General features: G+C 34.9%; 12 protein-coding genes. All 12 read right to left on the reverse strand.

Annotated elements, in window-relative coordinates; translation table 11 throughout:
- Window positions 1–116: 116 nt before the first annotated feature.
- The 12 genes from dnaJ to rimP all read right to left on the reverse strand — a co-directional run bounded on the left by dnaJ (window position 117) and on the right by rimP (window position 11,864).
- Window positions 117–1,250, reverse strand: a complete 1,134-nt coding sequence (gene dnaJ, locus BHU33_RS02250) for a molecular chaperone DnaJ (protein ID WP_054646126.1) — start codon at window positions 1,248–1,250, stop codon at window positions 117–119.
- A 101-nt stretch (window positions 1,251–1,351) separates the two neighbouring features.
- Window positions 1,352–3,196 carry a molecular chaperone DnaK gene (dnaK, locus tag BHU33_RS02255; protein ID WP_054646125.1) on the reverse strand — a complete coding sequence of 615 codons (1,845 nt, stop codon included), beginning with the start codon at window positions 3,194–3,196 and terminating at the stop codon, window positions 1,352–1,354.
- A gap of 43 nt (window positions 3,197–3,239) precedes the next feature.
- Window positions 3,240–3,779: a nucleotide exchange factor GrpE gene (gene grpE / locus BHU33_RS02260; RefSeq protein ID WP_054646124.1), complete on the reverse strand. Its 540-nt coding sequence runs from the start codon at window positions 3,777–3,779 to the stop codon at window positions 3,240–3,242.
- A gap of 12 nt (window positions 3,780–3,791) precedes the next feature.
- Complete coding sequence (gene hrcA / locus BHU33_RS02265; RefSeq protein ID WP_054646123.1) at window positions 3,792–4,826, reverse strand: heat-inducible transcriptional repressor HrcA; 1,035 nt, start codon at window positions 4,824–4,826, stop codon at window positions 3,792–3,794.
- Window positions 4,827–4,924: 98 nt separating this feature from the next.
- A complete protein-coding gene (gene ribF / locus BHU33_RS02270; protein WP_054646122.1) occupies window positions 4,925–5,863 on the reverse strand; it encodes a riboflavin biosynthesis protein RibF in 939 nt (312 codons plus the stop codon).
- Window positions 5,864–5,873: 10 nt separating this feature from the next.
- Window positions 5,874–6,785 (reverse strand): tRNA pseudouridine(55) synthase TruB, encoded by a 912-nt coding sequence (truB, locus tag BHU33_RS02275; protein ID WP_103422786.1) that lies wholly within the window; start codon window positions 6,783–6,785, stop codon window positions 5,874–5,876.
- Window positions 6,786–6,853: 68 nt separating this feature from the next.
- Window positions 6,854–7,204: a 30S ribosome-binding factor RbfA gene (gene rbfA, locus BHU33_RS02280; RefSeq protein WP_054646121.1), complete on the reverse strand. Its 351-nt coding sequence runs from the start codon at window positions 7,202–7,204 to the stop codon at window positions 6,854–6,856.
- Window positions 7,205–7,225: 21 nt separating this feature from the next.
- Entirely contained in the window at window positions 7,226–9,622 is a 2,397-nt protein-coding gene (infB, locus tag BHU33_RS02285) for a translation initiation factor IF-2 (RefSeq protein ID WP_054646120.1), read from the reverse strand.
- A gap of 13 nt (window positions 9,623–9,635) precedes the next feature.
- Window positions 9,636–9,938 carry a L7Ae/L30e/S12e/Gadd45 family ribosomal protein gene (locus tag BHU33_RS02290; protein WP_054646119.1) on the reverse strand — a complete coding sequence of 101 codons (303 nt, stop codon included), beginning with the start codon at window positions 9,936–9,938 and terminating at the stop codon, window positions 9,636–9,638.
- Window positions 9,925–10,227: an RNase P modulator RnpM gene (gene rnpM / locus BHU33_RS02295; protein ID WP_054646118.1), complete on the reverse strand. Its 303-nt coding sequence runs from the start codon at window positions 10,225–10,227 to the stop codon at window positions 9,925–9,927. Before rnpM ends, BHU33_RS02290 begins: the two co-directional genes overlap by 14 nt.
- Window positions 10,228–10,247: 20 nt before the next feature.
- Window positions 10,248–11,366, reverse strand: coding sequence for a transcription termination factor NusA (nusA, locus tag BHU33_RS02300; protein ID WP_056997594.1), 1,119 nt, complete (start codon window positions 11,364–11,366; stop codon window positions 10,248–10,250).
- A gap of 15 nt (window positions 11,367–11,381) precedes the next feature.
- Window positions 11,382–11,864 (reverse strand): ribosome maturation factor RimP, encoded by a 483-nt coding sequence (rimP, locus tag BHU33_RS02305; RefSeq protein ID WP_054646117.1) that lies wholly within the window; start codon window positions 11,862–11,864, stop codon window positions 11,382–11,384.
- Window positions 11,865–11,961 lie beyond the last annotated feature (97 nt).

The raw sequence follows: 11,961 nt of genomic DNA on the forward strand, positions 1-11,961 counted from the left end.
GGTAATCCACGTTTATTCCTGCTTTCTAATTCGTTATTCCATATAGCTAGCTCAATTATAACAATGGCTTTAAAAATAAACAATAAGGGAAGGATTTTCATCCTTCCCTTAGTTAATTATTTAAGTTTATCTTTCAATTTTTCAAAAAAACCTTTGTTTTGTTCAGAGCTATCGCCACTAGCCTCAGCAAATGCTTTCAATGCCAGCTTTTGATCACTGTTTAATTTCTTAGGTGTTTCAATAGTAACTTTGACTAATTCATCACCTTTTGAATTTCCATGAAGGCGTGGTGCACCCTTACCCTTTAATTTGAAAACAGTCCCCGTTTGCGTTCCGGCAGGAATCTTTAATTTACCATTACCGTAAACCGTTTTAACGTCTACTTCATTTCCTAAAGTTGCATCTGTAAATGAAATTTTCTTGTTATAGTAAATCGTTGAACCATCACGTTGAAATTCTTTGCTTGGAAGAACACGGAAAACTACGTATAAATCACCGTAAGGTCCGCCATTATCACCAGCATTCCCTTGTCCTTGAAGACGCATCTGCTGACCTTCTTCGACACCAGCGGGAATATTAACTTCAACTTCATGTTCTTCTTCAATTTTTCCGGTTCCACCACATTTTGGACATTTTTCTTTAATGATTTTACCAGTTCCATCACATTTTGGACATGGAGCTTGAGTTTGCATTTGTCCCATGGGTGTATTGATTGTTTTAGCAATCATTCCCGAACCATGACATTCTGGACAAGTTTCTGGATGGGTTCCTGGCTTAGCACCAGTTCCATGGCATTCTGGACATTGAGCTTGACGATGATATTTAATTTTAGTTGTTTTTCCAAAAATAGCCTCTTCAAATGTCAAGGTTAATTGATATTCTAAATCGCTTCCACGACGAGGCGCAGATGGATCTTGTTGTCTTCTTCGTCCACCACCGAATAAATCACTAAAAATATCAGAAAAGTCGCCATAATTAGCACCACCGGCTCCACCAAAGCCACTACCAGTACCGCCACCAAAGCCTTGTGGACCGTCTGCTGATCCATATTGGTCATAGTTAGCACGTTTTTGTTTATCACTTAAAACTTCATAAGCTTCTGTTATTTCTTTAAATTTTGTTTCAGCATCAGGTTCCTTACTAATATCTGGATGATATTTTTTAGATAAATGCCGATATGCATGATTGATATCTTGTTCAGATGCATCTTTTGAAACTCCTAATACATCATAATAATTTTTATCAGCCATTATTTTGCCTCCAAATCAAATAGTCGATTTCTAAAGCAAAAAGCCAAAGCATTCCTAAAAGACTTTGGCTTTTCACAAATTATTGAACTTTTAGAATCAGATTATTTTTGATCGTCATCTTTAGTTTCATGGAAATCACCATCAACAGTATTTCCATCATCTTTTTTTGATGCATCGGCATTACCGGCAGCATCTCCACCTTGAGCTTGTTGTTGTTGATACAACTTAACTGCAACGGCTTGAACTTTTTCATTTAAAGCATCTTTTTTAGCTTTCATGTCATCAAGATTGCCATCAGCTTTAGCTTTCTTTAACTCTTCTTCAGCATCTTTAACACCCTTGATTTCATCGTCAGAAACTTTACCTTCAACATCTTTCAAAGTCTTGTCAGTTTGGAAGATTAATTGGTCAACTTCATTGTTTAAGTCAACTTCTTCTTTTTTCTTCTTATCTGCTTCTTCGTTGGCTTTAGCTTCTTTCATCATCTTATCAATTTCATCGTCAGAAAGACCGCCTGAATCCTTGATAGTGATTTTTTGTTCTTTTCCAGTTCCTTTATCCTTGGCAGAAACGTTTACAATTCCATTTTTGTCAATATCAAAAGTAACTTCAATTTGTGGAATTCCACGTGGGGCTGCTGGGATATCTGTTAATTGGAAACGACCTAATGATTTATCATCAGCTGCCATTGGACGTTCACCTTGTAAAACATGAATATCTACGGCTGTTTGATTATCAGCAGCAGTTGAGAACGTTTGTGATTTTGAAGTAGGAATAGTGGTATTCTTTTCGATTAACTTAGTGAATACTCCACCCATTGTTTCAATACCTAATGACAATGGAGTAACATCAAGTAAAACAACATCTTTAACATCACCAGTCAAAACTCCACCTTGAACAGCTGCACCAAGAGCAACCGCTTCATCAGGATTAATTGAATGGTTAGGTTCTTTACCAGTCCATTCTTTAACAGCTTCTTGAACAGCAGGAATACGAGTTGAACCACCATTTAAAATAACTTCATCAATGTCACTAGTACTTAGTCCAGCATCTTTTAATGCGTTTTCCAAAGGTCCTTTAGTTTTATCAACTAAGTCTGAGGTTAATTCGTTAAATTTAGCTCTGCTAAGAGTTGTTTGCATGTGAAGAGGGCCATTGTCATTTGAAGCGATGAAAGGAAGACTAATTTCTGTTGAAGTAACCCCAGATAATTCTTTCTTTGCTTTTTCAGAAGCATCTTTCAAACGTTGTAAAGCCATTTTGTCCTGTGAAAGATCGATGCCATGTTCTTTTTTAAATTCAGCTACTAACCAATCAATAATACGTTGGTCAAAGTCGTCCCCACCAAGGTGAGTATCACCATTAGTTGAAAGTACTTGGAAAACACCGTCACCCAATTCAAGAACAGATACATCAAATGTACCTCCACCTAAATCATAAACTAATACCTTTTCATCTTTATCCTGTTTATCCAAACCATATGCCAAAGCTGCAGCAGTTGGTTCATTAATAATACGTTTAACATCAAGTCCGGCAATTTTCCCAGCATCTTTAGTTGCTTGACGTTGAGCATCATTAAAGTATGCAGGAACGGTAATTACAGCTTCGCTAACTGTGTCTCCAAGATAGTCTTCTGCGTAACCTTTGATGTATTGAAGAATCATTGCTGAAATTTGTTGTGGTGTATATTTCTTTCCATCAACATCAACAGTATAACCCTCTTCACCCATGTGACTCTTAATTGAACGGACAGTATTAGGGTTAGTGATTTCTTGTCGTTTAGCAACTTCACCCACTTGAATTTCGCCATCTTTAAATGCAACTACAGATGGAGTTGTTCTTGAACCATCAGGATTAGTGATGATTTTTGGTTTTCCACCTTCCATAACTGCAACAGCAGAGTTAGTAGTACCTAAATCAATACCAATAATTTTATTACTTGCCATTTTAATACCCCTCTTTTAATTTATTTTTTATAGATAGTTATAACTACTGAGCTACAACTACCATTGCTGGACGGATCACCCGGCCAGCAAGTTCATAACCAGTTTGTAAAACTTGAACTACAGTGCCACTTGGATGTTCATCACTAGCGGCAACGGTTTGTACTGCTTGATGAAGTTCTGGATTAAATTCCACATTAGCATCGTCAATCTCATTAATATTATTATCCGTTAATGCTTTTTTTAGATGTTTGTAAACCATTTCAATACCAGATTTTAATTGTTGACCACTTTCGTCATCAACTTCAACTTCTAGGGCACGCTTCAAATCATCCATTGCAGGAATAATATCCTTTGCAAGACCTTGAGCACCAAACTTAACAAGATTACTTTGTTCTTTTTGATTGCTCTTTTGCATATTTTGAATTTCTGCTTGAGCTCTTAAATAATCATTTTGTGCTTCATCAAGTTGCTTTTTTAAAGTTACGACTTCATCGTCTTCAACCGCTGTATCCTCATCTTTCTCAGTAACAGCCTCTTGATCTTCTTTTATATTTTCTTTTTTATCTGAATGTTTATCTGCCATAGTCATTCTCCTTTACTGATCATAACTGTGATAATAATTTTTGATTTGTTCTTGCATTTCGACACGAAACGCATCAACTAATCCTAATACTTTAGGATATTCCATCCTAGTCGGACCAATAACAGCAATCCGCCCAATACCATGAATTCCAACATCATAAGTTCCTGCAATCAGACTATAATCTTTCAAAACATCATCTTGTAATTCAGGTCCAATTTGAACTGAAATGGGTTGAGAACTATGATTTAAGATTTCAGTTAAACGTGAATTCTCGTTTAGAAATGAATACAACGGTTTAGCATTTTCTAAATCATGTTTTTGATTAAATAAATTCAATCTCCCACTTACAAAATAACGATCAGAAACAACTTTTTGAATCAAATACCTAAATGCATTTAAGATAGAAGTTGTGTCTTTAATATATCGTTTCAAATTATCAAAAAATCCACTTTGAATTCTAATCATAGTCTGACTAGTTGTTAACCCAGAAAGATGCTGATTCAAGAAATTAGTTGTCATTTCAATCTGGTTAACAGTTACTGTCTGTTTAACCAAAAAAGACTGACTTTCAACTTGTTCGTTTTCCATCACAATAACTGCCATTAAATGGTGATCATTTAAACGAACTAATTGAAAATGATTGATAATATCATTACTTGAATTTTCAGGACTAAAAGTCATTGCTGCATAATCCGTTACTTGAGAAAGAATTTTTGCTGATTGACGCACAATATCATCTATCTGTCGAAAAGATCCGCTCAATGAATTACTAATATAATCACGATATTTGCTATCAAGCGGTAATGGCTTAGCCAAATTATCAACATAATAACGATATCCCTGATTAGAAGGAATTCTTCCAGACGATGTGTGCACTTGATCAATTAGATGGAGATTACTTAAAACGACCATTTCATTTCGAATTGTAGCTGAACTAACACTAATCGGTAATTTCTTTGCTAAAACTTTAGAACCAACTGGATCTCCAGTTTCAGAGTAATCATCCACGATGTACTTAAGTATCAGGTTCTGTCTCTCAGTGAGCATTCCCATCACCCCTTTTTAGCACTCTATCTTCCTAAGTGCTAAGGTACATTTATACTTTATCAAGGAATGTAACAAAGGTCAAGAATGATGCTTACAATTTAGCATTTTAGTTTAATAAACTGACGAGCATCAATTTCATCTTGTTTTAATTGTTTAATTAATGCTTCTTTACCATTATATTTAACTTCATTTCTCATCTTAGACAACCATTGTACCTGAACTTGATTACCATAAATATTCTGGTTAAAATCAAAAATATTTATTTCCAACGTAATTGGATTTTGATCACCAAATGTCACATTTCTTCCAATCGACGCCATACCTGCATACCATTGTTGTCCAACCATAATCTTAACAACATAAACTCCTTCAACTGGCATTTGCTGCAAATTACTATATTCAATATTAGCAGTTGGAAAACCTAATGTTCTACCACGAGCAAAACCATGAACGACGGTTCCGCTAGTTTCAAATCGATATCCTAAAAGTTGATTTACAGTTTCAATATGACCAGCTTCCAGATTTTTCCTGATCCTAGTCGAACTAATCTTTTTTCGATCAAGCTTATCAGCTGGAACTGTTACAATTTCAAATCGATCTTTAGCGTAATTAGGCAAGTCTGTCATCGTAGCATGTTTAGCTCCATATGTGTGATCGAAACCAGCTACAACTATTTGAGGATTTAATTTCAACAAAAAATCATCGACAAATTGTTGGGGATTTTGTGACTGAAACTGATAGTTATAATTCACTTGGTAAACAATATCAACCCCTAAATCTTGGAATAATTGTTGTTTTCGCTCCCAAATGGTTAAATAACGGGCAGCATTCCCTTCCAATTTATGATAAACCAATGCAGGATAGTGATCGTAGGTCAAAACTGCTAAAGGAAGTCCGTTTTTATCTGCAATCTCTTTTGCAGTTTTAATCACTTCTTGATGACCTAAATGAACACCGTCAAAAAAACCCATTGCAATTACAGCTGGTTTTATTTTTAAACTATTATTAATAGAATCTGATAATTTAATTAACTGCATAACCAATCCTCTAATCAAGATTAAACATTTTAAATGGTTTATATCTATTATTTTCAACATCTTTATAATAAAGTGCTCTAATCTTTTCATTATAGCCTAAAACTATTTTAGCTTCAGTAGTATTAACTTCCCTAGTGTCAATAAAACCGCCATGCTGAACTAATTCCCATTGTGATTTGGAAAGCTCAATTCGTGGGTATGCTTTAAGTGCATAATCAATAGGATAAATTAGCTTTTCAAGTTCACCGTGCTTGGACGCTGCTTCTAGTTGTGAAAAGGTTACAGTCTGATTTAAATCAAAACCTCCACTTTCAGTCCTAGTTAATTGTGACATCACAGCAGGAATATTGAATTGCTTGCCAAAGTCAACGGCTAAGGTTCTGACATACGTACCTTTTCCACATTTGACTTCAAAAAAGATAGTTTGCGTTTGCGTTGCTTCGTCAATAATGCTTTCACCAAGTTGTTTGAAATAATCAATTTTAATTGTTCGTTTAGGACGTTCAACTTTTTCACCATTTCGAGCATAATCATATAATCGACGCCCCTTAACTTTAATTGCTGAAAACATTGGGGGAATTTGAATCGTTTCCCCAACAAAATTTTTAAATCCTGTTTCTATTTGACTTGTTGTTAATGGAGTGAAATCATGATTTTCTGCGACAATTTCTCCATCCAAATCTTCAGTAGTTGTCGCAAATCCCAGGGTAATAGCACCACGATAAATTTTCCCAGATGCCATTAAATAATCAACTATTTTAGTTCCATGTCCTAAACAGATTGGTAGCACACCGTCAACATTAGGGTCTAAAGTTCCACTATGACCTACTTTTTTTTGATGCACAATTCCTCTAATTTTGCTCACACATTTAAAACTGGTCATGCCCATTGGTTTATATAGTGGAATAATTCCAGAAATCATTTTTATGTCACTCCTTACTTAAATATGTACGCAAAAATGACTGAGAAATAAATTCTCAGTCATTTTATTTATTCTTTTTTGTTCAAATCATTAATCATTTGATCAATTTTACTTCCATATTGGATTGATTGATCACGTTCAAAATGAATTTCAGGAGTAACGTAAATACTCAAACGATGTCCTAATTCACCACGAATTAATCCAGTTGCTTTATCAAGGCCCCTTTGAACATTTTCTTGTTCTTTTTTGTCATCTGATAAAATACTGTAATAAATCGTTGCTTGTTGCAAATCACCAGTCGCTTCTACTCCAGTAATTGTAACACCTTTAACTCGGGGATCACGAACTCGTTTTAGTAAAATATCATCGACTTCTTTTTGAATTTCTTGCTGTAATCTTCCTACACGATACTGTGCCATAATTCTTCTCTTTTCTAATCCCTATTTAGGAGCTACTTCTTTCATATGGTAAGCTTCCACAACATCTCCAACTTTGATGTCATTGTAGTTTTCGATAGTAAGACCACATTCATGACCTTGTTTAACTTCTTTAACATCATCTTTGAAACGTTTTAAGCTTCCTATTTCTCCATCATATTTAACCACACTATCTCTGATCAAACGCACTTTACTGTCATTGGTAATGTAACCATCACTAACCATTCCACCTGCAATTGTACCAACAGCTGCTGCTTTATAAATTTGTCTAACATCAACGTTTCCAGTAACTTCTTCTTCGTAAGTTGGATCAAGTTTACCCTTCATTGCAGCGGTAACATCGTCAATTGCGTTATAAATGACTTGGTAAAGACGAATATCAACATTATCAGTTTCTGCTTGATTCTTAGCCTGTGGCGTTGGTCGAACATTAAATCCAATGATAATGGCATTACTTGCTTTTGCTAGAGCAATATCACTTTCATTTACAGCACCAACTGAAGCATGAATAACATTAACATTAACTCCTTCAACGTTAATCTTTTTCAAACTATCTGCTAAAGCTTCAACAGATCCCTGAACATCAGCCTTGATAATAACATTAACTTGCTTCATATCTTCTTGTTTCATCGAATCAAACAAGTTATCAAGAGTAACACGGTTATTTTGTTTACGTTCTTCCATTTTTGCTTCTTTAGCACGTTCTTCACCGGCAGCACGAGCTGTTTTTTCATCATCAAAGACAACAAAACGATCTCCAGCTTCTGGAACATCATTTAACCCTGTTATTTCAACTGGAGTTGATGGCGTAGCATTTTCAATATCTTGACCCAATTCATTAGTCATCGTTCTAACGCGGCCAAAGGTATCACCAACCACGATTGGGTCACCACGATGTAAAGTTCCTTGTTGGACTAATAAAGTAGCAACCGGACCTTTACCACGATCAAGACGAGCTTCAACAACTGATCCAGCACCATTTTGTTTTGGATTGGCTTTTAATTCCATCACATCGGCCTGTAACAAAATCATATTTAAGAGTTCATCAACATTAGTACCGTCTTTAGCAGAAATATCTACGAAAATAGTATCTCCACCATAATCTTCTGGAACTAATCCATAACCCATTAATTGTTCTTTAACGTGGTTTGGATTAGCATCCGGCTTATCAATCTTATTAACAGCAACGATAATTGGTGTTTTAGCTTCTTTGGCGTGATCAATTGCTTCAACAGTCTGAGGCATCACTCCATCATCAGCTGCCACCACTAATACAGTAATATCAGTAATATTAGCACCACGAGCCCGCATTTCAGTAAAGGCCGCATGTCCTGGTGTATCAAGAAAAGTAATTTCCTTATCGTCATGCTTCATTTGATAAGCACCAATAGCCTGAGTAATTCCACCTGCTTCACCAGATGTAATATGAGAATGACGTAAATAATCAAGTAAAGTGGTTTTACCATGATCAACATGTCCCATAATAGTAACTACTGGTGGACGTGGAGCCTGGTAAGCAGTATTTTTTTCTTCTGCTTCAAAAAATTTATCAATATCTGATACGTTGACTTGTTGTTTTTCTTGAGATTTAATTCCGTAATCTTCAGCTAAAACCTCAATGGTATCTTTATCAAGTGATTGATTTTGATTGACCATCATACCTAACATAAACAATTTTTTAATAATCTCAGCAGGTTCACGATGCAAAATTTTACCAAGATCTTGTGCATTCATACCATCAACATATACTAAAGTTTCTGGCAATGGACGATTTTTACGAACTGTAGGCTGTTTCTTATGATTTTGTCTAATTCGCTGATTTTTAGAATACATATTGCTAAATCGGTTATTATGATTATTCCGATTACGGCGTTTCTTTTTATTGTTACGATTTAAACTTCCGCCAAACTTACCATTATTACCACTAGCTGGTTTATTTTGGGTATGATTGGTAGGCTTACTGGTGCTGTTACTAGTATTTGTATGACTACCAGTAGCATTGTTGTTACGATTATGATTTACCTTAGTAATTGGACCATGGTAAGCGTTATGCTGATTACGGTTAGAGTGATTATTTTTTGAATTATGACTTTGCTTGCTTTGGCTATCACTATGTGGCTTAGGTTTGCTATTTTGAGTGTTCGTTGGCTTTCCCTTTGCATGTGGTTGGTTTACGGATTTATTATGTTGAGTATTACTATGTGTAGACTGTTTTGTCACCGTTTTTTTACTCTCCATTTTATGATTATTTAATGTCCCACGAACCTTTTTTTCTTGTGATTCATCCAATGATGACATGTGGTTTTTTACATCAAAACCATTTGATTGTGCAATTCCAAGAACTTTTTTGCTTGGCACATTAAGTTCTTTAGCTAATTCATAAATTCTTTTTTTAGCCATAAAATCACTCTCCTTATTTATTTAATTCATTTATCTTCCTCGCAAAACCATTATCTGTAATTCCAACAATTGTTCGGTTCTGTCCAATTGCATCACTTAAATCATTTTTAGTTATTTCATTATTAAAGGGAACATGATAAAAATTACTTTTATTCAAAAATCTTTTAGCACTAGATGCTCCTGCATCACTAGCAATAAAGAGAAATTTAACTTTACTCTTTTTAATGTTATTCAGTACAATATCTTCTCCAGATACTATCTTACCAGCTCGACGCGCAATTCCCAAAAGATTTAACATTTGATTATAATTTGTCATTTTTCTTCAATTCTTGACGAGCCTGGATATGGTCTACATATTCAATTAACTCGTCATAAAATTCATCGGATAACTCTACATCAAAAACTTGATCTAAAAGGTGTTGATTACGAGCTTGTTTTACTGCATCGACTTCAACGCGTACATAAGCTCCACGACCTGATTTTTTGCCAGTGGGGTCAAGAGAGACATTTAAATCTTTATCACGAACAATTTTAACTAATTCACGTTTTGGATACATTTCTCCTGAAATAACGTCTTTACGCATGGGAATTTTTCTTTTTTTCATAATCAATCCCTCTTTATAAATTAATCGTCAGTTTTAACGATTTCATCATCATCTACATTCAACTGATCATCAGAATTTGGTTGACTTTTATCATCTTGATTTTCATCCATTTCTGATTCAGATTTAATGTCAATTCTGTATCCAGTCAAACGAGCTGCTAATCTTGCATTTTGACCGCGTTTCCCAATTGCAAGAGATAACTGGTCATCTGGAACCACAATCGTACATGCTTTATCTTCACCAGCTTTAAAAATAACGTCAATTACATCAGCTGGATTTAAAGCATTGGCAATATACTCAGCTGGATCTTCTTTCCATTGAACGATATCCATATTTTCACCGTCAAGTTCATTTACGATATCTTGAACTCGTTGGCCTCTAGGACCAACCGTAGTTCCAACTGGATCAATATTTGAATCGTTCGACTTAACTGCAACTTTAGAACGATCCCCAGCTTCCCTAGCAATTGAAACAATCTCAACAATTCCATCATAAACTTCAGGAACTTCTTGTTCAAATAAGCGTTTTAATAATCCTGGCGCTGTTCTACTAACAAAAACTTGTGGTCCTTTAGCAGCATCATCGACATTTGTTACATAAACCTTAATCTTATCTTGAGGGTGATAAGTTTCATTTGGCATTTGTTCATTTTGTGGCATTACTGCTTCTACACCATCTAAATTCAAATAAACAAACCGATTATCTTGACGTTCCACTTCTGCAGTTACTAACTCATCTTGATATTTACTATATTTGTTATAAACCGTTTCACGTTCTGCTTCTCGAACTCTTTGCATAATAACTTGTTTAGCGGTTTGAGCAGCAATACGACCAAAGTTTTTAGGCGTTACTTTAAATTTGATTTCATCGCCTAATTCATAACCACGATTAATTTGTAAGGCTTCTTCCAAACTAACTTCTAAGCGTGGGTCAACAACTTCTTCAACAACTTTTTTAACTGCATAAACGTTCATGTTGCCTTTTTTTTCGTCAAATTCAACTTCAACATTTTGTGCTTGATCATAGTTACGCTTATAAGCTGAAACCAATGCTGCTTCTAAAGCATCAATAACAACTTCTTTTTTAACACCTTTTTCTTGTTCTAACGCATCTAACGCTGTAACTAATTCTTTACTCATTTCTCGTTCTCCTAACTAAAATTCAATTGCCAAACGCGCTTTGGAAATTAACTTCCTTGGAATAACAACATTTTTACGTGCAGTTTTAATTTTAATCGTCAAAGTTAAATCATCTTCGGTAACTTTAGTTAAGGTTCCTTCAAATACTTTCTTACCATCTAACTTTTGGTATAAAGAAACATTAATATATTTGTCAATTGCATTTTGATAATCTTGTTCCTTAAGCAGCGGACGTTCAGCTCCAGGTGAAGATACCTCTAGAAAATAAGGTTCTGCAAAAGGATCAGGGTTTAGTTCATCTAATTTTTCGCTTAATTGATCACTCACTGTCACACAATCATCAAGTGTAACACCATCATCTTTATCAATGTAAACTCGCAAGTACCAGCTCCCGCCTTCTTGAACAAATTCAACATTGTATAAATAAAAATTATTTTCATTTAAAATCGGATTAACCGTGTCAGTAACTCTGTCAATAATTTCGCTTACTTCGCTCAACTATTTACCTCCTAAAAGTTTCTAATAAAAAGAGCGAGCATCTCTGCTCACTCCTAAAAGAGTTTTTAATCACTAAGTTAAATATAACATAATACTA

This window comes from Fructilactobacillus lindneri DSM 20690 = JCM 11027, from assembly GCF_002907375.1.
Taxonomy (GTDB): domain Bacteria; phylum Bacillota; class Bacilli; order Lactobacillales; family Lactobacillaceae; genus Fructilactobacillus; species Fructilactobacillus lindneri.

Coding starts and splice junctions, on each gene's coding strand:
- BHU33_RS02290 (WP_054646119.1), bottom strand. CDS start 9,938: ATGACAAATTATAATCAAATGTTAAATCTTTTGGGAATTGCGCGTCGA.
- nusA (WP_056997594.1), bottom strand. CDS start 11,366: ATGAGTAAAGAATTAGTTACAGCGTTAGATGCGTTAGAACAAGAAAAA.
- ribF (WP_054646122.1), bottom strand. CDS start 5,863: ATGCAGTTAATTAAATTATCAGATTCTATTAATAATAGTTTAAAAATA.
- hrcA (WP_054646123.1), bottom strand. CDS start 4,826: ATGCTCACTGAGAGACAGAACCTGATACTTAAGTACATCGTGGATGAT.
- grpE (WP_054646124.1), bottom strand. CDS start 3,779: ATGGCAGATAAACATTCAGATAAAAAAGAAAATATAAAAGAAGATCAA.
- infB (WP_054646120.1), bottom strand. CDS start 9,622: ATGGCTAAAAAAAGAATTTATGAATTAGCTAAAGAACTTAATGTGCCA.
- truB (WP_103422786.1), bottom strand. CDS start 6,785: ATGATTTCTGGAATTATTCCACTATATAAACCAATGGGCATGACCAGT.
- dnaK (WP_054646125.1), bottom strand. CDS start 3,196: ATGGCAAGTAATAAAATTATTGGTATTGATTTAGGTACTACTAACTCT.
- dnaJ (WP_054646126.1), bottom strand. CDS start 1,250: ATGGCTGATAAAAATTATTATGATGTATTAGGAGTTTCAAAAGATGCA.
- rnpM (WP_054646118.1), bottom strand. CDS start 10,227: ATGAAAAAAAGAAAAATTCCCATGCGTAAAGACGTTATTTCAGGAGAA.
- rbfA (WP_054646121.1), bottom strand. CDS start 7,204: ATGGCACAGTATCGTGTAGGAAGATTACAGCAAGAAATTCAAAAAGAA.